The 22,587-nt window shown below is 39.4% G+C and carries 15 protein-coding genes, 1 tRNA gene and 3 pseudogenes; 4 read left to right on the top strand and 15 right to left on the bottom strand.

What is annotated here, in order from left to right; all coding sequences use genetic code 11:
* From ACFINY_RS08330 to ACFINY_RS08285, 10 genes and pseudogenes are all read right to left on the bottom strand, one after another.
* Nucleotides 1–1,954 (bottom strand): annotated as a pseudogene (locus ACFINY_RS08330) (phage tail tape measure protein); the annotation flags it as partial.
* A gap of 131 nt (nucleotides 1,955–2,085) precedes the next feature.
* Nucleotides 2,086–2,499 (bottom strand): hypothetical protein, encoded by a 414-nt coding sequence (locus ACFINY_RS08325; protein WP_375700990.1) that lies wholly within the window; start codon nucleotides 2,497–2,499, stop codon nucleotides 2,086–2,088.
* A gap of 42 nt (nucleotides 2,500–2,541) precedes the next feature.
* On the bottom strand, nucleotides 2,542–3,060 hold the full coding sequence (locus ACFINY_RS08320; protein WP_015856800.1) for a phage major tail tube protein: 519 nt from the start codon (nucleotides 3,058–3,060) through the stop codon (nucleotides 2,542–2,544).
* A gap of 3 nt (nucleotides 3,061–3,063) precedes the next feature.
* Nucleotides 3,064–4,263: a phage tail sheath family protein gene (locus ACFINY_RS08315; RefSeq protein ID WP_375700991.1), complete on the bottom strand. Its 1,200-nt coding sequence runs from the start codon at nucleotides 4,261–4,263 to the stop codon at nucleotides 3,064–3,066.
* An 86-nt stretch (nucleotides 4,264–4,349) separates the two neighbouring features.
* Nucleotides 4,350–4,559, bottom strand: a complete 210-nt coding sequence (locus tag ACFINY_RS08310) for a 2-hydroxymuconate tautomerase family protein (RefSeq protein ID WP_375607418.1) — start codon at nucleotides 4,557–4,559, stop codon at nucleotides 4,350–4,352.
* 14 nt (nucleotides 4,560–4,573) lie between these two features.
* The gene (locus ACFINY_RS08305; RefSeq protein WP_375672148.1) at nucleotides 4,574–5,914 is read right to left on the bottom strand and encodes a hypothetical protein; all 1,341 of its coding nucleotides are present in this window, start codon (nucleotides 5,912–5,914) and stop codon (nucleotides 4,574–4,576) included.
* The gene (locus tag ACFINY_RS08300) at nucleotides 5,904–7,709 is read right to left on the bottom strand and encodes an FAD/NAD(P)-binding protein (protein ID WP_375700989.1); all 1,806 of its coding nucleotides are present in this window, start codon (nucleotides 7,707–7,709) and stop codon (nucleotides 5,904–5,906) included. The genes ACFINY_RS08305 and ACFINY_RS08300 overlap by 11 nt, the downstream gene beginning before the upstream one ends.
* A 157-nt stretch (nucleotides 7,710–7,866) precedes the next feature.
* A complete protein-coding gene (locus tag ACFINY_RS08295; RefSeq protein ID WP_375612481.1) occupies nucleotides 7,867–8,259 on the bottom strand; it encodes a YbfB/YjiJ family MFS transporter in 393 nt (130 codons plus the stop codon).
* A 46-nt stretch (nucleotides 8,260–8,305) separates the two neighbouring features.
* Entirely contained in the window at nucleotides 8,306–9,046 is a 741-nt protein-coding gene (locus ACFINY_RS08290) for a YbfB/YjiJ family MFS transporter (protein WP_375612475.1), read from the bottom strand.
* 259 nt (nucleotides 9,047–9,305) lie between these two features.
* Nucleotides 9,306–9,553, bottom strand: a pseudogene (locus tag ACFINY_RS08285) (baseplate assembly protein); the annotation flags it as partial.
* Between the two features lie 776 nt (nucleotides 9,554–10,329).
* Here ACFINY_RS08285 and ACFINY_RS08280 point away from each other — a divergent pair.
* The gene (locus ACFINY_RS08280) at nucleotides 10,330–10,809 is read left to right on the top strand and encodes a hypothetical protein (RefSeq protein ID WP_375700988.1); all 480 of its coding nucleotides are present in this window, start codon (nucleotides 10,330–10,332) and stop codon (nucleotides 10,807–10,809) included.
* Nucleotides 10,806–12,026, top strand: a complete 1,221-nt coding sequence (locus ACFINY_RS08275; RefSeq protein WP_375700987.1) for an MFS transporter — start codon at nucleotides 10,806–10,808, stop codon at nucleotides 12,024–12,026. Before ACFINY_RS08280 ends, ACFINY_RS08275 begins: the two co-directional genes overlap by 4 nt.
* A gap of 601 nt (nucleotides 12,027–12,627) precedes the next feature.
* On the opposite strand, the gene ACFINY_RS08270 is transcribed toward ACFINY_RS08275, so the two are convergent.
* Nucleotides 12,628–12,718, bottom strand: a tRNA-Ser gene (locus ACFINY_RS08270).
* A 315-nt stretch (nucleotides 12,719–13,033) separates the two neighbouring features.
* Here ACFINY_RS08270 and ACFINY_RS08265 point away from each other — a divergent pair.
* Nucleotides 13,034–14,230 (top strand): porin, encoded by a 1,197-nt coding sequence (locus ACFINY_RS08265; RefSeq protein ID WP_375612473.1) that lies wholly within the window; start codon nucleotides 13,034–13,036, stop codon nucleotides 14,228–14,230.
* A 1,237-nt stretch (nucleotides 14,231–15,467) separates the two neighbouring features.
* Here the strand turns inward: ACFINY_RS08265 and ACFINY_RS08260 are convergent.
* The 4 genes from ACFINY_RS08260 to ACFINY_RS08245 all read right to left on the bottom strand — a co-directional run bounded on the left by ACFINY_RS08260 (nucleotide 15,468) and on the right by ACFINY_RS08245 (nucleotide 21,439).
* Nucleotides 15,468–16,232 (bottom strand): N-acetylmuramoyl-L-alanine amidase, encoded by a 765-nt coding sequence (locus tag ACFINY_RS08260; protein ID WP_375612480.1) that lies wholly within the window; start codon nucleotides 16,230–16,232, stop codon nucleotides 15,468–15,470.
* Nucleotides 16,233–17,078: 846 nt separating this feature from the next.
* Complete coding sequence (locus ACFINY_RS08255) at nucleotides 17,079–19,253, bottom strand: isocitrate/isopropylmalate family dehydrogenase (protein ID WP_375700986.1); 2,175 nt, start codon at nucleotides 19,251–19,253, stop codon at nucleotides 17,079–17,081.
* A complete protein-coding gene (locus ACFINY_RS08250; RefSeq protein ID WP_375612471.1) occupies nucleotides 19,250–19,981 on the bottom strand; it encodes an alpha/beta fold hydrolase in 732 nt (243 codons plus the stop codon). Before ACFINY_RS08250 ends, ACFINY_RS08255 begins: the two co-directional genes overlap by 4 nt.
* 261 nt (nucleotides 19,982–20,242) lie before the next feature.
* Nucleotides 20,243–21,439 (bottom strand): multidrug effflux MFS transporter, encoded by a 1,197-nt coding sequence (locus ACFINY_RS08245; RefSeq protein WP_375682017.1) that lies wholly within the window; start codon nucleotides 21,437–21,439, stop codon nucleotides 20,243–20,245.
* A 1,035-nt stretch (nucleotides 21,440–22,474) separates the two neighbouring features.
* On the opposite strand from ACFINY_RS08245, the pseudogene ACFINY_RS08240 reads away from it, so the two are divergent.
* A pseudogene (locus ACFINY_RS08240) lies at nucleotides 22,475–22,587 on the top strand (DUF3792 domain-containing protein); the annotation flags it as partial.

The raw sequence follows: 22,587 nt of genomic DNA, 5'->3' as shown, positions 1-22,587 counted from the left end.
GCACTCTCCGAGAGCTTTTCCTGTGTAAAAAAACTCTTCAACCATTGCCAAAAGTTGGAAAAGCTTTGTTTAACGCCTTCCCACAAATTGCCAAACCACTCGACAACAGCGCTAAGCTCTTGTTTAAACTTTTGCCAAGTTTGAGAGAGATCAAAAGCAGCAGCAATGATGTTTTTCCATTTGGTGATGGTGGTGGTATCGGCACCAAAAAAGCGCATGACGGCTTCAAAGGCACGCCCCCAAGCCCGAGATACCCCCCGTGCAAAACCTTTGACAAATGAAGAAAAACGATCCCAATATTTCCACAAAGCAAAACCCGCAGCAAGGATGACAGCCACAACAGCAGCAATGACCGCCCCGATCGGGGTAAAAATACCCCCCACAACAGAGGAAAGACTTGCCCCAACCACTTCGATCACTGTCCCCATCCAACCAAAAGAGGCAGCAAATGCACTTCCTGAGACAGCAATCCCCCGTAAAGCCCCTACCAGTAAAGTCATGGGGCGAAGAAGACGCAGCGCACTTCCACCAAAGCTTGCTGCTATTAAACCCAGCGAGAGCGCCCTGCGGCTGCTAAGCCCCGCCAGCTTGCAGCAACACCACGACTAACAGCACCCATCTTGATAAAAGAGCCCATCAATTGAAGAAGCCCAAGACGTGTGCCAGCCATGGTAAAGCGCAACACGCGCAGAGCAATATTAAAAGCCATCAGGGCAGCAATGGTTTTGATAATGGCACTTGTTAAAGTGGGATGGGCATTCGCCCACGCCATAAGCCCATTAGTAAAATTACCAACAGTTTCCATGAGACTGTTGAGAGGAGGCAGAAGCACTTCACCAATGCTAATCCCTAAAGCCACAATGCGGTTTTGTAAGAGTTCAAATTGCCGCATGGCACCGGTTGCTTGTTTGTCTGCTTCTTGTTCTACAGAGCCTTTAAAGACTTGTGGATCTTTCACATAATCTAAAGCTTGCCCTAACAATTCGGGGTTACCCACCAATTTGGCAAAATCACCAGTAAAATCGCGCCCCGCAATGGCAATCAGCGAACGCATGCCCTGTTCGGATTTACCCAACACATCAAAAAAGCGTACCAAGGTACCGGTGGCATCTTTGTCCAGATCTTGCATGAATTTTTCGCGAGAAAGCCCAATATTGGCAAAAGCATCTTCAATATGTTTGCCTCCTGCCTGAATACGGGCACTCATGGCATTAAAACCACGCGCGGCACTCTCAGGAACAATACCAGCAGAAATCATCGCTGTACCAAATGCCGCAGTTTCGCGCGCGGTGAGCTTAAACATGGTTGCCGCACCGGTGGCACGATTGGTAAAATCAGACACTTCACTGGCTTTTGCCGCCATGTGGTTCGAGAGATGATTGATAGCATCGCCTAGATCTTCAATACCTACCTGATTAAGCTTAAAGACATTGCGCAATTTGGCAAAGCGCTCCCCAATCTGATCTCCCGTCATATCAAAAGCTACAGCTGCTTTAGCGGCATAAATGCTAAAAGCTTCTAGATCTTGTTCGCCAATCCCTGCTTGGCTGGCACTGGTCATCAATTCTAAGACTTCACGCGCCGCTAACGGAATCTTGGTGGAGGTTTCAAGCGCAAAACGGCGCAATTCCTTTAAGCGATCAAGGGGGGCATCGAGAACCTTTTCTAGTCCCTTCATCGATTGATCAAATTGCATGGCTTTATAGAGCGGTGCAATTAAGGTTGCTGTTTGCGCAATCGCCCCCACCATACGTCCACGCGCATGGATAAAAGCATTTTCTGCATGGGCTGTAGCTTTCTTAAGATGCTCAGGGTCAAACCACCCTTTAAAATGCTGCCTTGTCTTGTTTTGGAAATGTGCAACATCTGAACTAAAGGCTGCAAGATCCCGCTTGGCAGAAGCTATCCCCTCTTGCAGATGATTGACAAAACGCACAACAAGGGAAACATCCATGACGATTCTTTATCCTAACTGATGGCTTTCATATTCTTGAGCTTTCAGGCGCGCGAGTTCTTCTCGATAGGCAATCACATCCAGCCAATCCATCTGGTTAATCTCTGAAGGCGCCCAGTGATAATAAAGGGCTAGTTCTGCCCCAAATTGTCTGGCAGAGAGGATTGGCGTTGCGTAAAAAAAGCAAAAAAAGCCTTCAATATTGCGACAATATCCATCACATCAACTCGATCAATCAATTCAATAGATTCATGTGACATATCAGCCAAAAGTGCTGTGATGCCTTCTGTTGCCTCACTTGTGAACAAAACTTGAGAAAGCTTCGTGATAAGCACATCATTGCTCAAAGTGGTTTTTTGCTCTCCAAACTCAGGAAGCAGCAGCTCTGTCAATTGTGGTCCAATGAGCACCGCTAATTGCTTGGCATGCTTAAAAGTGGGGCGATAAAAGGTCAGTTTCTTGCAGAGAGATTCTTTGCCACTTTTATCTTGATAAAGAAATGGAACCTGCAATTCCACGTCAATGCTGGTTTGTAAACTTGTCATGATCAATTCCTATAAATTGAGAACCCTATCAATAATGAGAGCTTATAAGTTGAGAATAGAGCGGCGGCGAGAACCGATCTCTTGCCCATTGCGGACAAGCCAGCCGCCCCGTTTAAAAGAAAAGCGGTGCAAAACAGAACCATCCCAAAATTCCGTATAGTCCCAAACATTTTTGATCTCGCAATCATAGCCTGTCGCTTTCCCAGCTGTTAAGCCTTCGCTATCCACTTTGACCAACCGCCCTGTCACATCAATGGAATGCTCATGCTCGCGTCCATCTTCTTCAGAGATCACATGTTTTTTGCCTGTGAATTTATGACGAAGACCAGGAGGACCACCGAAGATGCCGATAATTTCGGGGGTATGGCTGCGGATTTTCATTTGTAAACTCAAAGCTTTCACACCAAGACCGCTCACATCAATTTGCATATCAGAGCCGCCCGGTTGATAGGTTTCTGTAATTTCTTCCAACGTAGGTAATTTGAGGGTTTCAAGATCAAGGTGAAGATTCACATCATCATCAACAATCAAGGTAAAACCGCGTACAATGCGTAAAGTCATGCTTTAACTCCTTGCTGCTTTGCGATAAGTTTCAAGCGTATCGCCAAATTGATAAGTCATTTTCTTTTGGATATCTTGCGCCAAACGGTCAAAATAAGCGCTATTGCGCCGGCTGCCGAAACTCAAATCTTCTAGAGGCGGCACTTCTTCTGCATCAAATTCCACCCGCAATTTTCCCAATTGTAAAGTGCTGTTGGAATTTAAATCGCGGTCAAACCAAACACGGCCACCAAGCAGTGCACCGCGTGCAATCATATCATCAAGAAAGCTGGTCAAAGAGCGGGTAATGGCAATAACATGTTGACCAGTCAGATTCTCATCATTGGCCCAAGGGCGCAAATTGTTAATGATGGTTTTTTCCAAAGCTGCACGGGTGCGCACCACATTGACAAAGCGCCAAAGTGGATCACTGGAGGTGGTATGATTTCCCCATAAAATGCGCCCATTGGCAGCCATTTGCCCATGCGCATTTTGACTAAGTCGTGCTGGAATAAAGGTCGCAATATCGGCTTGGTTAAGGCGATTTGCCTCATGATCAATTTCGCCATCAAAATAGCTAATGGGGCGTGCTGTCCCTAAAATGCCATGCACATCTTGGTTGGAAGGAGACCAAAAAACACCGCCCCTTTGCTTGTCACGTTTGATAAACATGGCTGCTGCAAAAGGACTTGCGGGTTTAACACTAACACCCCCCTCACGATTTGCCACCCGTACAAAGGGGTCAATCAAATAACAAAAGCGTGAGGAAAAATCTGCACGATAGGCAAGGCTTTCTTCCGCATTTTTACCCCCCGTATCAAACACGGCAATGGCTTGCAACTTTTCTGCAACCTGTTCCAAAGCGTCTGCCACAGGGTTTTTGCCATTGTCAATCCGCCCTGCACTATAAGCCGGTGCCAGTAAAATCCCAGGTTCCACACCTAAATGCCCACGCGCATGAGCCAAGGCGTGCACACCGGTCAGGTGAGCGTTTGATCCCACCATCTCAGTTTGTGTCTCAGCAATGGTTGATTTTTCTTCCACCCGCACAAGAATAATTTGTGCCTCAATCCCCTGTGCGCACACAGCATTAATAACATCAAGAGCTGTGCCTCTTGTTCCAAGCTTTTGGATTTTCTCACCCTCATGCGTAAAGAGAAGGACAGGCTCGTTGAGGGGAAAAACTTGGTTATCAGCATCAGGGGCTGTAACAACCGCCCCAATGGCGGTCTGATCAAATGTTGCTAAAGGACGCGATTTTTTACATTGATTAACCCTATTGACCTTAAATTATTGTCAAATACACAGAGTTATTCTTTATTTTGAGCTTTTCTTAATTCTGTAATGGGGACACCACCAATACCCCAATTGTCTGTCTCCACTTCATCAATCACGACAACAGTCGTTTTCGGATTTTTATTCAGAATATTAACTAATAATTGAGTTGCCCCTTCTATTAGTTGCCGTTTCTGTTCAGAGGTAACCCCTTCATTAGTAATTTTAATATTTATGTAAGGCATAAGATCTCCACAATTTACAAATATTGAATAAAAAAACTCAAATAAATGAACGCAAAAAGATTAAATATTAATACATAATAGCTATGCATTTTAAAGCTCGTATCCACCGGTGAAATATGCAGGCTACTGGAAGCAAAAATAGCATTTATTGATACAGGAGAAAGGAGTTGAGCTGCAATAAAGAAGCAAATCCAAACCAAATAATCCGTAACCCCATAAGCCATCGATGACCCTAGTAAGGGAAATGCCAAACTAAATAGCACCATAGGGTGAATTCCTACTACACTGAAAATTGGCAATACAAAGAGAATACAGGCATAACGCTGCCAAACAGAGAGTGATGCCAATGAGTGACTAAACGTCACCGGCAACAAAGGAATAAGCAAATCACAAGTAGATATTAGCAGACTACAACCTAGCAACAACATAATTTCACTGGATATACTGCGTATCACTGCCACCAAAGGAGTCAAAAAATCAATACTGCGTGAACTCCCACGCTCAATGAGGTATAGAATGCTCGCCGTCAATGCAATGCTTTCTAGTGCATTCAACCTAATAACTGTCAACGCAACGATAAATATTAGCCAGAAAAATATCAAAAAAATCCAAATTCTTACTCTCTCTCCTTCTTTATTCGCTCTTCTCTCATCGCAAATAATCGGGTTAGCTAGCGGTATAACAGGAGAAAGGCACAACAACAACAGACTGAATAGAAAAAGTGGTATCCCCAAAGCAGCGGATGTGAATATTGGTGTTCTAGGCATAGCAGCGAAAACTGTTGCTGCACCGATGCTGGTCGGCATCAGTACCATCGTGATGCTCATCATTCGCATCACAATAGCGGCCAAATGGCGAGAGGGAAAAACACTTTTTTTCAAGGCATCAATCATTAGGGGGATAACCCCCAAACTCATCGGCCAAGCTAAAAACGCAGTCAGTATCGCGATGGACAGGGTAAGCGAACCCTTTCCATAGCGCATCAACCGTTCAGAGAGAAATTCTGAAATACGCCATGTATTCATCACATGGCGCAACAATCCCATGGCGAGTAATAGCCAAAAGACATCAGTAAAACGCACAAGCACAGTACGAACATCAGGCAAGTGCCAACGCCATATCAGCACTAAAGCACAAGCCAACAGGATGAACACACCACTGCGTGCATTCCCCTTCAACCACCAGTATGGTATCGTCAAAAGCAAATAACCGAAAACAGTCACTCCAGCCAATGGAATAAGAAACCAAGTTCTTATTGAGATAGACATAAGAAAAATGAATAGCATCAGCATCGCCATTATAACGGATACGGAGGACATGCGTATCAGGAAGCTTTTTACATCATCAATGTACATTAATTGTTGAATCTTTGACTGAGTAGCGATTAAGAAGCTGCTCGTACATGTCAGTGACACAGCGCCCTGCATCCCGCAGTGCACGAGAATTAACTAAAGGCCTAGGCAAAATATATGTATAAAAATTGGGCCCCTCTACTGGATTACCGACCACCCATAATGTATTTTGTATTTGCCCTTTAGTGTCTATAGGATGCTGCCGACGGTCAATATCAATACCACCAGGATGATATCCTTGGTTGATAAATGGTCGAATGATGCCCTGACCAGCCAAATTCTGGATAAAAGGGGACTCATCACGCAACGGAGAAAAACTATCAATCTTGGCCTTGATCAGCACATCTCCATCAACTGAACTGTTTTCATCTTGGAAAACAGACTGAATTTCGAAACGGCTGGTACTAGCATTGAGAACAAGTTTAGGTGAAGGTCCACCAGCCAAAGTCACGATACCAGCCTCCATCAGAGCCTTCAACTCTTGGTTTCGCTGCATTGGTGGACCGACAGAAATACGGTTGAAGTTTGGATTAAAATATTCAATAAAGTACTTGTGAGATGAAGACGTTAACCCGCAAAAATCAATTGCTGAACGTAAGATATCACGGACATCTCGTAGCACATCTGTAGCAGCTTTCACTGGGCCATCAACATTACCTTCAGCGGAAGAATGAAGATCGTCCTTCAAATGCTCCATGAAGAATCTTGTATAATCATTCAGAGAGGCGAATATTTTATTTCGATGAGGATACAGCAACGCTTGAATACACTGCTCGTCTTTGGAAGTAACAACATAGGTTTCAGGGTCTAGCCAGTGCCCCAGCTGCGTACTTCGATAGACATAACACATTTCTTTAAGCAACAGAGGTAAAAGCTGCGTTTCGAAATCCAGCTTCGGAGAACCGTTAGCAATGCTGGATTGCTTACGCAGATGATGTATTGCATCGAGAGTAAGGAATGATGGTATGTATTGCCCACTACCACCCTTTTGATTAATCCCGCGACTACTAAAAGGCAATGTTTGACGGGAGAATAAAGCTATCTTCGGTTCTGTGCCGCTTGGCATGTAGCGCAATTGTCCAGCATTTTCAGTAAAAGTCCCACCGCGACCGTAAGTCAATTGCGACAAGACATCATAGCTAGTTAATCCAATTCCCTGCAGCAGCACACGAGACTGAGATTGTATAGAGTCCAACTTTTCAATTGGATAAGGATTCGAATAATAGTTCAGAAGAGCGTTTTTCATTTGGTGACCAGCCACAAACTGTTGCAGGCTTTCATCATGCGATGAATATATATTCTTACCGTGACCCGTGGTCATATAAACAAAATCTACACTATAATGACAGCCATCTTCCAAAAGAACATCCGTTTTATTATCTTGGTGGATATGGAGATTGATAACCTTTTGTCGGATCTCCTTAATACGAATACCGGAAGGTAAATCTTGCGTGAGCTCTTGGTAAGCCCAAGACAGGTATTCCCCTAACAAACGACGTGATAAATAATCATTTTCTTTGATTTCTCTCCCAACATTATGCTCTGTACGAGAAAAAACACCGTTAATATTACGATAACCTTGTTGAATAGCCCATTGATAGAAATTCGGCCCTTTACGAATAGGCCCGACACCCTTAACTGTATCATCACCAAATAAAGTAATCTGGCAAGCGACAGTGTTAACCAATAAATGATCCGGTTGATGCACACTATGGGTACCGGTCCCCATCTCATTGGAATCAATCAATAAAATATCAATGTTCCCAGAAAATGGATAATGGGAATAAAGCGTGAGCAAGCGTTCGAGAATACTGACCCACGAGGACCAACGCCCAAAATAGCGACTGTAGAGTGAAGCATTCTGTAATCTCTCCTATTAAAATAATTTGACTTTCACAAAATATTTCAAAAAGAATGGAATAAATTCTCTCGACTTTTTAGTGAAGATTGCGGATTTATGAAACGCCAACAACCTTTTTACAAAGACAATATTGACAGATTCCAGCAGCGGCAAAAAGCGCTACAGCACCACAGATAACGGAAAGCGCAATGGCATATGAACCAGACTGTAAAAAACTCGTCAAGAGAGGTCCTAATATTTGGCCAAAACCGTAAGTTAAGGTAGCCAAGCCTAGCAGATTTATACCATACGGCGCATATAAACGCTTAGCTAACGGCATAACTAGAGAGGTCGTCCCCATAAAAGTAAATCCAAACCCTATACAACTGAGAACGATCAGTACAAGAGACTGACTGAATAATGTCAGTAATACGCATCCTCCTTGGATAAGCAAATTGAGCATCAGACAACGTAATACCCCCCACCGATGGGCTCCCCATAACCAAATGAAACAACTAGGAACAATGGCAATTCCGACAAACGACCATAAGTGGTTAGCAAGTCAGTGGGAAATTAAATGTTTTCGCCATCAGAGGAAGATATGTCGCGACAATAATATAACCAAACCCAGCGAGCCCATAAATCAGAGCGAGTTCCCACCAAACGATATTTTCGTGTGCCAATGACTCGTTAATAGCAAATTGAGATGCATCAACACGACGTGGAAATAAAATAAATAACACGAGCAACAATATAACAGATATTAAACCAGCTCCAAACCAAATACTTTGCGCGTTCAGTGATTTACTCAAACCAATAATAACATACTCATTACCCAGTAGAATACCAACTCCCACACCCGCATAGAGCGAAGCAATAACCCACACCTTGTGACTATGCTGCATAACCGTCATAGAACCAAAAATCATCATTGCCGCACTCGCGATACCGGCAGCAAAGCGGATAAAGAAGACCAAGTAAAAGTTTGGTGTCAACGCCATGGCAAAAATAAGTGCACTCGTCACTATAGCTGCACCAAATAGCATGTAGGGAGCACGGGATATATTCCCAACTCTGCAAAACGAAAAAAACATACTCCCAATTAAATAACCGCCATAATTAGCGCTAGCTATATAAGAAAGTTGCTTAAAGGTAAACAATCCTTCATCCAACATAACTGGAAATACCGGCGTATAGAAAAATCGCCCGATCCCCATCCCCAAAATCATAATAATCATACCGAATACAGCGACTTTGAAATAACTCAAATCTTGACGATTATTTTTCCCCCCCATTACTCTAATCCCTTAACTAATAATTCGCTCATCCGCATTCTATCTCATCGAGAGTAACACTTATCTCAGAGAATAAAAGCCAATCTAGCCATTTGTTTGAACAACCAGAGGAACATATTGAGCGATTATTGTCAACATTACTGGATCAGTTATATGCATTTCTTCGTTTTACACTCTGCTCCATGTATGATCTTCTCCCTACAAAGCTTCTTTTTCAGAAAATAATGGCTGAAATTAAGCAGCAATAACAACGAGGAAATCAATAAGCACGCCCCCGTTCAAACAAGACAATATCCCCTAAAGCTCTGCTTCATCAGGTATGACTAAAATACCCTCACAAGGTTGCGTTATGTTCACATGGTGAACACCCTCAACCATCAAGCGGCTTAGTATCCAACTTAAAGAGAGATCAAGGACAAGCTTTTGCGCACGCGCCCATTCTGCTCTTAAATTCTGCTCTGCTCTTTCCAAAACAAAGGAACCTTCATCCGGTAACAACCAAAAATCAATAGTATTGAAGGGTATAAAGGCTACTTTTAATATAGCTTTGTTTTTTATCAGCAGCAGTAAAAAGTTTGTTTTTTTATAAAAATTGAAATTTATTCATTTTTTATCGTATATTTTATGTTATCTTCTTTAAATTAATTAAAAGATCATAGAATATTAAACTGATAGGATGCATTTTTCTCAAGCGGCATTTTTAGAGAAATGTTGATTTAATCAGTGAAGACAAGCAATGAGCAAAGTTATAATTTGAAAAGACAGTATATAATGTTTTATGATCAATGATCTAAATTAGAGACATGAATTGGGGGAGTTTGATCTTTCTTACAGCACAGTAGCTCAAAAAAACAGTAGATGAAGTTTAAAATTCACCATCATCCATCATAAGATGAAAGCTTTCATCCCAAGTTTGATTTTTTTAAACTATTTTCTTGTTCTTTCTGTAATATCTAAAGAATATCTTCAAGCACTCATAAGCACTCTTTTAGGGTATCATTTCCATGATCAAAGTAATGGTTATCGAGCTTCCATTCAAGATACTGTTTTGCAAAAGGAAATCGTCATTTCAGGATACGGAGGGATTTATGTATTTAGTCACAATGTATCATGCACCCTTCCTCTTATATCAGAAATTTAATTCTTAATCGTAATGACGTGATTAAAAAGCACCTTGCGAGACAATCTTTTTAATAAATAAAGTAAAGATGAATTCTGAAAAAAACTTTTTTAGACGTAAAGTGATACGGAGAAACAGTCAGAAAGAAAGGGGGGGATTACAAATGTTGATGACTATAAAAAAAGATATCAAAAAATTACCAAAAACCGATTTATGGATCATTTGTGCTATTTCAGCTGATCAGCAAAGAGAATGGATCAGTAAATGGTGTATAAAAAATAAACACACTTCTATAAGTCCTAATTATGTCAATGATCTTGCCGTCCTAGGGTCATTTTACAGATCTAGACAAAATGATTACTACGGAAGCAACAGCCCCACAAGCAACTCCCCTCCAAAGATGACAATCTCATTTATGAGGCTTATGTTGCTCCTCATAATCACTTTAAAGTTGCATCATTTGCTCTCATTAATACGCTTTGAAATCTCATATAGACTAAGGGACCTTTTAAATTTTGGGATGGTTATGGAAGCCTTCTTTCTACTAATCCCTGAATGGGGATATGAAACCGCTACCTTTTCACAGAAAAATATTCTTTTCAATGAAAATTCTTATTGTACAATCTATGGAACAACACAATGAACAGAGCACGCACCCTTGCTCTCACCTATGGCTCCTATAATGCTGTCCGCATGCTGATCGGCGTTTACCATGCGATTTTTTTAATGTCCATGGGAGTGAGTCTGGCGCAATTAGCTCTGCTTCAGGTTGTCTTTTCCACCACCATCCTGCTGCTTGATTTTCCCTGCGCTGTTTTATCTGACAGATATCGGCGTAAATATTCCGTTATGGCTGGGGTCTTTATGACAGGAGTATTTTATCTTCTATGCCTTCAAGCTCCCAATATGACAGCACTTATTATTGCGCAAATTCTCTATGCAGCAGGCATTTGCATCATTGTCAGCGCCATTGACGGATGGATTTACCATTCTCTAGGCGATAAACAGGATCACTTTTCGCATTATGCTCATCTCTACCACCAGGTTAACTCTTTCGGAAGTATTCTCAGTGGGATTGTAGGAATTGGAACGATCTATTACTCTGGACGATATTTTATGGGATATATCATCTCATGCCTCATGATGGGATTTATTTTTTTGATCTTCCTTATTGTTCCTGAAGAAAAGAAAACGACAACTGAAACGTCCAAAACAAAAACAATCTTGCACAATGCCAAGGAAACGCTCTGGATATTTCAAAATACAGTAGGAGGAGCATGGTTTATTTTCCTCATGTGCCTTTTTAGCGCTGGTATTCAGATTATTTATCATTTCTGGCAACCGATAATACTTTCAGGGGGAAAAATTCATCACCTCAACGGTTCGCAAATGCTCGTCTTGATGTGCTGCCATATTGGAGCCTTTTCAGCACAATATTTTTCAAATTTACTGATGTCTAAGTATCATGTTCTTGATAAAAAATATAAGAATTCTATAAAATATTTTTCCTTCTTTTCTGCGCTGATGTGCATAACGCTCTATTTTTCAGTTCATAGCCATCAAACTGCTGCATCAGTCATCGCCTTCTCTTTAATCCATGGATTTATTTGCACTGTACCGATCGGCGCAAAAAGCTTATTTTTCTCAGAACTTAACCAAAAACAAACGCAGCATATTTCCGGTGTTGTTGGTGCTGTCTCTTTTAGCGGAAGAATATTTTCAATTACAGTATTGAGTATTATTTCTTTTCTTCCTGCAAAAGTTTCTCCATCTTACTACCTAATATTACCGACCATTACTTTTTTCATGTGTGGTTTGGTTGTCATGAGATGGATGAAACACTCTCAAAAGTCTCTATGAGAGGAAAACCATAACATTTCACCCACAATGTTTTCTTCTAAAAGAAATCTATAACTTTTTTGAGAGCATTGCCACATCCAACTTTCAATACACAATGCAAATATAAAGCAACACGTTGATTTATAATGATAATATACCAAACGCGAATATTGTAAGATTCTTTCTTTTCAAATCTGCTTTATGGTTGAAACAATCAAAATCATTTGCTTGCACATCATAAGCAAAGAAAGCCGTATAAATAAAAACGATTTAGAAAGGAAAAATGCCTTTTATGAACTCTCATAGTCAAAATCTATAACAACAGGAAGGCAGATATATAAGCAGATATATAATATGCCTCTTTGCATCTTCATAAGTATACAAATGATGTGGCTTTATAAGGCTTTATATGTCTCACAGAAACTTTTGTGTTTTATACCATTTACGAGGCAGCGTCGCAAAATGGGCTTACACACATTGCAAAGATATCTCTTTAAAACAAGCGCATAAATCGGCAACACAAGTATATTTGTGTTTAGAACATGCTTTTTATATGAGAGGCATAATCCCAACGGGATAAACAGAATTCCGATACACAGTCAACTGCTTTTATAACAATAGATGGCGGAGAGGAAGAGATTCGAACTCTCGAGAGCCTTTTGAGCCCTACTCCCTTAGCAGGGGAGCGCCTTCGACCACTCGGCCACCTCTCCAACAGAGAGGCATAAATGGTATCAACAGAAAGTTCAAGACATTTTCGATTTTTTTCCCAAATATCTGAATTTTTTTTCCTTTATTGATCCCATAAGGAGCAAAAGTTAATAAAACAAAAATTGTGTCTTTTTTACCACAGCATCTCGAATAGTACATGTATATATTACAAAAAGGTAATTTCATATTTGAAACTCTAAAAAGATTAGTTATAGCTAAGATAACAAGTGCTGCGTATTTACTTATGTCTTTGTCCTTAATGCGTTAGGCAAATGGTACTCTTTAGAAGAAATTTAACCGGACCTCGGAGATCCCATATGAATATTAAATCCCTCTTTTTAAGCTCTACAGCAGCTTTTTTAGCAATTTCTGGAGCACATGCTGCTTCAACAGTTATCGCCGAACCCGAACCTGTAGAATATATTCGCGTTTGTGATGCCTATGGAAAAGGATATTTTTATATCCCTGGAACAGAAACCTGCATGCGTTTATCAGGAAATGTTCGTACTGATTTTATAGGCGGTGATAATATCGATGCAACAACCGAAACTGAACTAAGAAACAAAAGAAAAACCTATGGCGCAGCATCACGGCTCACCCTTGTTTTTCAAGCAGCTTCTGAAACAGAAATGGGAACACTTCGTTCATATGCAAGAATTTATTCAAACTGGGGTGATGGTAGAGACAACGCTGCTGCAAAGCTTGCCGCGGCTTACATTGAACTGGGTGGTTTTCGCGTAGGTCTTGATGACACAATTTTCAACAGCTGGACTGGTGATTATGGAAATGTTCTCAATGATGACAGCATAGCGCCTGCCGGCACAACACGCACCAATTTTATTTCCTACACCTTTAGTGGTGACTCCGGCTTTTCTGCTATTATCGGCGCTGAATTAGGCAATAATGCAGATTCTCTTCCAGGAATAACAGGATACTACATTGATAAAGATGATAAGCTTGTTTCTATCACTGAGGGTACTCTTCCAAGTAAAGCAATTAAAAATTACACCCCGAATGTGGTTTTGGGTATAAAGTTCATGCAAAAATGGGGTGGTTTTTCAGCAGTTGCAGCATACGATGCTTACTACAAAAAGTGGGCTGGAAAAGTACGTGCAGATTTCAATGTCAACGATCGTTTCAATCTATGGGTAATGGCTGGCTATAAAAATGGACTTGATTACTACACAGTAAATGCAAATGATGAGTTATCACGAAAAAGCACAACAATTTATGCAAACTGGGGTGGTAAATGGGCTGCTTGGGCGGGTGCCACTTACAAGCTTACTCCAAAAGCAAATTTGAATGCTCAAGTTTCTTATAGTGCTGTAAAAACCTTTGCAACTTCTGTAAATATTACATACACGCTGGTTCCAGGATTTGTGATTACACCTGAATTAACCTATGTTTCTTGGAACGATGATCGCGTTGTGACGGATAAAAATAATGATGAAAAACATTTATTCAACAAGAAAAGTGCTTTTCAAGGTATGATCCGTTTACAGCGTTCATTCTAATCCTATTTAAGCTACAGCTTTTAAAAACTGGCAACATGGTTTGCCAGTTTTTATTTTTGAAATCAAATATCATGAATATCTTTTCCTGATACGTATTGTCTTGTCTCTCGAAAAAAAACCGACTTAGTTTCATAAAACTACTCTTAGAAGATTAACCTGATATGTTTGATAAGAGCACCTCACACGGGCTTTTACACATCACTTCAAACACAATCTCTTCCTTGCCCTTTAAAGCATGAATAACCCCTTTGCTTTATGAGCAAATTGGTCTTTCTTGGTAATTTACTTCTAACCTTTGTTAATTTAGGTCATGATCTTCTCAAATAAATTCTACACTGAACAGATAAAATATTGAAAAAACAAGATATCATTGTGTTTTTGATATGCCTGAATGTGTCTTCTATCAACACTCTAAAACACAACGTTTTATAACACTGCTTCATTAAAAAACTTAATCATTAAGAAACATGCTGTCAAAACGATGCAAACATCCCCTAAAGCAATAAAAGAGAAAAGAGATATATCTTCAAAAAAATGAATTGACCTCTTCCCCTTCTAAAGAATAGCCCCCCTATCAATAGCAATCTGTAAATGCCCCTATTTTTCTTGAATCTGCATCACTTTGATTTATAATTTTGCATGTTTCAATCAACCAAAACCTTTCACTTGTACACGACAAGCGGAGAGAGCCGTGTGAATAAAAACGAGTAAAGAAAACCCTTTTATGTATCGTTTTAAGTTCCAAGGGTTGTCGTAACATTGAGATCTGACAAAGTGTACGATAATGCTAGGCACTTTTATTAAGCATAAAAATGAGGATACACTTCATAGAGGATTTTAGATTATATTCTCTATGAACGTCGCTATAAAATATGTGTTGTGATACACACTAAAAGACATTTCTTTAAAACAAGCATGGAAATATACAATACAAATCCATTTTATTTGAAGCGTTTTACCCTGCGTAAGGAACATGTCATCATATACACAACATCTTGGCTTTATGCGTTTTTAAAGGAAGAAAAATATAAGACAAAGAAACAATAAAATTTAATCTCTGCAAATCATAGAGCTTTCAGAGTTATGTTTCCATAAAACGCCTTATACCCTACAGGGGATTTTTTACACGATTAATGCCCTTTTTACATAAAGCCAATTGGCAAAAAGCAGCCTTTCCTGATAATAAAAAGGCTTACACGTAATCATAAGCCATATTTTCAATTAAAACACATTGAATTCACGGAAAATACTTATCAACCAATGCATAAAGAATTGCTGCTGTTTCAACATCTAGAATCCCATCATAATTTTCTTGACGAAAATGAAGTTGAAATGCTCGGATCAAATCTTTGTATCCTGTTTGGGTACACGCAGCAGAAATGTCATATCCATAACATTTTAGCTTCGCCAAAACATCTTCTTTGGGTGGCAAATTCTTAGAGAATTGCTCCTGATAATGACTTTTTAGTTCATCATCATACCATGCTCCTATACCTGCGCTATAAAGTTCTCTCCATGGAAAAGCTGCTCCTGGATCACTTTTTCTTCCAATGGCAATATCACTATGTCCCACCACATCTGTTGGCATAATATCGGGATACCGTTGAAAAATATTCAAGGCAAGTTCCTTAACAGCATCAATTTGTATTGGATTATAAGGAGGAAACATACCCGTCCCATCATGATAAGTCGCTAAATTAACGATTTCAATCCCGATAGATGCATCATTGAGATGACTATGCCCAGCCCATGAACTCACACCCGCATGCCATGCACGCTCATTTTCATCAACCAGATTAAAAATACGCATATCCTTAAAGCCTGCCTCACGATATGTCTGCTCTGAAGGATCAGGAACAAGATAGTGTGCACTAACCTTTTCTCCTGTAAGCGCCATAATCGAGGCTTTAAAATCAATAGCCGTATAATGCATAACGAGAAAATGAACGCGACGACTAAAACTCTTGACAGAACGATAACTGTTGTAATCAATCTGATACATAAAATCCCTTTCTTTTTTGCTTAAAAAACCACTGCGCATCACAACAGATAGAATACGAACTGTTAAAAAATGCAATAAACTTCCCATCTAGATACTAAGAATTACGACTAAAATTTGTTCATCAAAAATATTGACATTCTTATCAACAATTAAGACCACATTTTTATTTTTCTCCCACACACGCATAAAATGTTTTTAACCACATTAAATATTTTCCCCAAAAAAATTCCTACAAATTACCAATCAAAAAGAAAACAAAAGCGTAAAATGATCACTCCTTAAATCTTCACATCTTACAAAAAAAATAGTTCTTCCTGTTATCAAATTGAAAAATATCGCCCCTCGGAAGTGAACACCCAACGATCATGCAATCACACAAAAACTTAAAGGAAAAATTTTATGAGCTCTTTACAGCAATTTATTATCAGATAACAGAACGGCACATGTTCGCAATAAACTCTTCACGGACATATTGTTCAATAAAATTTGCAAAGCTTTCCTGTAAATGACACGACTTCTTGTCTTTTCACACCATCGCTTTTTGATTTTCAGAAGAATCTCAATTATCTACAACGCTTGCGGTACATGACGTCTCTGGATTCCTTGTCATAGGCTCCATGAAAGATAACATCTTGATTTATAATCATAATTAATCATTATAAATATTGGATATAGCGAGCCTAATATCGTAAAGTTTTTCTTAATCTTGAATCAATCAAAGTCATTTAATGACACATCAAAAGAAAAATTACCCTATAGACAAAAACCACTGAAGAAAAGGATCAAAGTACTTCTTATAATAGAACGTTCAATAATTTAGGCAATATTTTACATCCCCATAGAGGTTCATTTTTTCTTCTCCATTTTCAAATATCTTTTTAAGACAGCCCAGGCTGCATATTCTTGTAAGACGACACCTAAAAGTGGTCGCGTATAGGGAAAAGTAATATAATCCTCACCATAACCTTTCATCCGTATAGTTATGGTAGCATGTCCAAGGCTTTCTGCTTGATTTTCTAATGTCTCCAAAGAAGGCTCTAGGCTCACTTCAACCTCAAGCAGTGGAATATCTTGTTTACCTTTTTCTATGGGCTGAAAATATTTTAAAAGCAGCGGATCATTGGCAGACCAATGAACCTCTGCATGCATCGCTAATTGTTTACAAGCAGTAGTAACTTCTGCCCCAACTAAATAGGGGTGAAAATGATTTTCAAATGCTTCCACGAAATGTTGTTCCAAGAGCGCTTCTGATTGAGCAACCAGTTGCACCAAAACATAGGGGCTTTTCCATAAAAAATGCCGTTCAAAGGGTTCATTTTCAAGATGATCATCAACCCACTGCGCAATAGTACTTTCATCAATTCCAATCAAAGTCCATGCATACTCCGCACGCGATACAGAAAAATATTTCTTCTCGTTGTGTTCTAAATAATTCTCTAAAAGCGCAAGAGCCTGTGATGGTGGACCAGGCAAAACAACAAGTGTACTTCCATCGCAAGAGAGATAAAACCCTGGTGCTGTGCCTGTAGGATTATCAAGCACAGTTGCTGTCTCAGGAAACAATGCTTGACGTGCATTACTCTTATCCGCCGTAATCCCTAATCGTTGTAATTGACCTTTTATTGTTTGCCAAACATCTTCATGATGTACCAAAGGCTGCTTTACAGCTTGAGCAACTCCATCGCGTGTTTTATCATCTGATGTTGGTCCCAATCCCCCACTGATAATGATAAGATCTTCTTGTCCAAGACAAGAAACAACAGTCTCACTGATTTGCTGTAATTGATCAGCACAAACAAAATGACGTGTAACTTGAATATTTCTCTTGTTCAAGCTTTGGCTTAAATCTTGTAAATTCGTATTCAAATATTGTCCTGAAAGGAGTTCATCACCAACGGTAATGATCGCCGCACGATGAACAAAGACAGAATTCATAAGAGAATTGCGAACAGCTTCAGCCATTTGACGGGTAGAGGCGACACCTCCAAGATCATAGGTAACGGTTTTTCCAGCACGAATAACCTGATCAACACTCTCAGACAGTTGTTTTGCTGCATCTTTAAAGCCTAAGTGCTCTAAGAGTAAAGCCGTGGTATAAAGCATCGCAGAAGGATTGGCTTTATTTTGTCCAGCAATACGTGGTGCGCTTCCATGAACAGGTTCAAAATAAGCAATCTCGCTCCCCACATTCACATGAGATGCAAGCCCCAATCCCCCCATTATCCCAGAGCCAAGATCAGAGAGAATATTGCCAAACATATTTTCAGCAACAATCACACCAAACCGCTCTGGCTTGGTTGCAATCCACAAAGCAACCGCATCAACATTCTGAATATCTGCTTCAATTTCCGGATAGTTTTGCGCAATCTTCTCAAAAATTTCCTGAGCAAACTGTCCACTTTCTCGCATAACATTGGGCTTATCAGCAAAAGTAACTCGCCTAAAGCTATATTTCCTTGCATAAGAAAAAGCGTATTCAAATAACCGCTCTAAACCAAAGCGTGTCTGCAAACGGACTGTCCACGCTGCTTCCTCAAGCCCATATTTTGTCAAATTTGGATGTTTTAGCCAAACGGCTGTTTCAGGAGAAATACCCCGAAAATCCAATCCAGCATAAAGGCCTTCACTATTTTCTCTGATAACACAAAAATGAAAAGGTTTTCTCGGACCAAAGATGTATCTTACAGGACGTATATTCGCAAACAAACCTAACTTTTGGCGAAGTTGAAGTGCGGGAGAAACATAGGCAAGGTTTTTCTCTTTTAAATGCGGAGCAAGTTCTTTTAAAGCCGCCTCTTTTCCTTTACGGGTCACAGCACCAAGTAAAATAGCATCACTCTGAGTAATTTTTTGCCAAGTCGCTTGAGGGATAGGATCTCCTTCCCGTTTCCAACATTCAACACCAATATCACCATAAGTTAATTCAATCGGCAATTGGAATTGCTCTAAAACCATCAGCGCAGCATCACAAACCTCTGGTCCTATCCCATCACCAGGTAATACAAGAACTTTCTTTTTCATAGTCCCTCCATCCACTCATCAATGACTGCATCCGTCATAGTAGGATTATCCTCCCACAAACGCGTACCAGCACCAGAGATAATCTTATATTCATGGTTCAGATTATGACTTTTCGTCTGATTATTTACCGTTGCAAGTTGCGACTTTTCTCCCACTAAAGCTAAAAACTTCCCCTTATACTTAACTAACTCATCTCTAGCATCCATCATCAATAAGAGTTTAAAGCCTCTTGTCATGCGTTCAATTGCCACGCTTTTTTGTTCATCAGGAATCTCCAATAAGGCTCTTTTTTTCATAACGCCAGAAGGATGCATAAAACCATTGAGTATTTCCAAAGCCCCCGATAAATCATTATTTTCTAAGGAGGCAAGAATATCTCCAAGGCGCCGTTGCAAAACCTTATCTGGATAGCCAGGCGCATTCACAGCAAGCACAGCTTGAACATTGGGAAGCTGGGCTGCCAATATTTGTACCAATGTTCCAGCCATAGAAAATCCCACAAGCACTGCGGGCTCTTTAAAATAGCTTTTAAGTTTTTCTGCCATAAAAGATAAAGTGTCTACAGCAGAATAATTGAGAACATGAGAACTCTTAGGAAAAAGAGAAAGCGTATCCAGCAGAGTGACAGGGAATCCTTTTGTTGAACATAGCTTTGTCAATGGAGAACAAAAAACACCACCATCCCAAATTGGCATTACAGGAGAAAGAATAATAATAGGAAGGCTCATTGATCAATTCCTCCCCTTATTTTTAAACATGCATTAGAGCCAGAAATTTTCCCACCCAATATAATGAAAATATGTTGAAACTCTAGGCTCATATTCTCCCCCCATAATAATCGATTTGTTAAACTCAAACTAAGCTTGTAACAAATTTTAAACCCACTCAATCCAGCAACTTAATAAAAAAAATTCATCTAATGTACAGGTGCCCCATTTGTGTAAAACATCAAAAGCATTTCCGCATAATGCTTTCTTTTTATCATTTACTCAGCTTATTTCTGAAGTCATAAAATGACGCGCTTTTTGAATATAAATGATAAAACCAATCATACAACACACAGCTAATAAAGCTGCCATAGCCCGTGGGCTATGACCAGAGATTTTTCCGATAACCGCTGCACTGAGTGCCGCACTTCCTAATTGCAAAGATCCCATAACACCAGAAGCCGCTCCCGCAGCTTTCGGATGCGATGAAATAGCCAACGCTGTTCCTAACGGCAATAAAAAACCATTTCCAAAAGTAAGAACAGCAATAGCCATAAAACTTGTCACAAGGGGCCATGGGCTTAGATACATTTGCAAAGCAAACAGCACACCACCTATCACAAAAATAATGTACCCTCTCCCCACAGTTTTTTCCATAGACTCGCGTTCAAAAAACCATCGCGCCAAAAGATTTCCCAAAATATAGGGAAACGAGACACCAATATAGCTATAACTAATGTGTATCGGCGATAACCCCAAAGTCGTGAGTAAAAAAGGCGACTCCACAATATAAGCAAAATAGGCAGCGTAAGAAAAACACGGAATAAGTGCATAAAAAATAAATTGTTTATTTCTGAAAACACCTAAATATGCCTTCATCAATCCTACCGGAGAAAAATGCTGCCGTTTTTGAGGGGGTAGAGTTTCGCTTAGCACAAAACAACATAGCAAAATGGTCAAAAATATAAAAAAGCTTAAAAAGATAAAAGTTGCCTGCCAATGAAAAGCCTGTATCAAAAGTCCACCAATGAAAGGTGCAAGCGCTGGTGACATTCCAATAAAAGGGAAAACAATCAAATAAAGTTTTCCAGCCGCTTTTTTATCCAACAAATCATTGATAATTGCACGACTTAAGACAAGTCCCGCACAAGCACCAAGACCTTGCAAAAAACGTAACACAAGAAAAGCGTGAATATGAACCGTATAAATCACACCAAGTGTCGTAAATAACCACAAGAATAAGCCTAATAGAAGTGTTTTTTTACGCCCAAAATTATCACTCAGCGGCCCATAAATGAGCTGTCCAAGTGCCAATGCCAACAAAAAAACCGCCACTGCACTTTGAATTTGAGATTGTGTCACTTGATAATATTGACGCATATCGCCCAGTGCCGGTAAAAAAATATCGGTAGAAATCAGCCCTCCCGTCGATAAACATACGATAAGTATAATGAATAGCAAGTTATATTTATGAGTCATAAAGAAAATCACACTTTTTAGGTAGTTATTAAATAGTATTTAATTAAATATAATTATATTTTATGCTTATATATGCAAATAATAATTATTAAAAGTGTTATTATTTTACTTTATAAAAATATTATTTTTCTTATAGAAAGCATTTTATTTTACAAACTTCACGAGCTAAAAAGTTATTCCCTAACTAAGCTCTCCTGTACAAATACTTTGCCGTAATCTTCCGCTGCTTTTTTCATTGATATTATAAGTAAAAGCATAATCTCTCTCTCCACGGCAACAGTCCCACTTTCTATACAATATCCATCAAAGTTGATCGACAAAACGCAAAGCAGAAAAATAATCTCTAACGTCTCTACCCCAAAATCACTATGGTATAAAGACGGCGCATAACACAACAATAGCTTGAAGCCCCTATCAACACAAATAATTGTGTAAAAAATCTTGATCTATCCCCTATACCATAAAATATAATGCTTTCTCTGCAAACCAACTCACAACCAAATATATCTTACTCATTTCATAAAACTCTTCATCTAAGATAAATATCAAAAAATTATCGTGTAACATATTAACAAATATGATGTCATAACAATTCAATAAGCTTTTTATTTAACTTAATCCATGATCTTTTATAACACCATGAATTGAACATTACTGATATTTATTTTTATCTTCAAATGCGCCTTCTAATCTCATTTTATAAATATTCTTCCCATAAAAACAGTAACACTTTTATAAAAATAAGCAGATATACCCCCTACTTTATAAGCTAGAAACCAATAAACGATAGTATCCAGTTTTTTTAAATTATTCTCTCTCATGAGAAATTCGATGATAATATGATAATAGTATACGGATAGCCCGCTTTTTTTCAGACATAAGTGAGGTCTTTTGGATTGTATAGCCACATTTTACTTCTCATAACAAACATTTGTTTAAAGTATTTTCCTATTCCTTTTTAGCGGCTCTATATCCCTTTTGGAACATAATTAGCAAAAAGGCATTGTATCTCCAGCATATTCAAGGAGATAAAACATGGAAACTCGCATTCCTGAAAACACACCATTCGATACGAATTTTCTAGGAGAAACGTCTCTAGAAGAAAAGTATTCACTCTTTCACACACCCATTTCATGGTCCGCAATCTT

The organism is Bartonella sp. AA23NXGY (assembly GCF_042197165.1).
Taxonomy (GTDB): domain Bacteria; phylum Pseudomonadota; class Alphaproteobacteria; order Rhizobiales; family Rhizobiaceae; genus Bartonella.
Note: the sequence above shows the minus strand (reverse complement) of the source record. Positions and strands in the feature narration are given on the sequence as shown.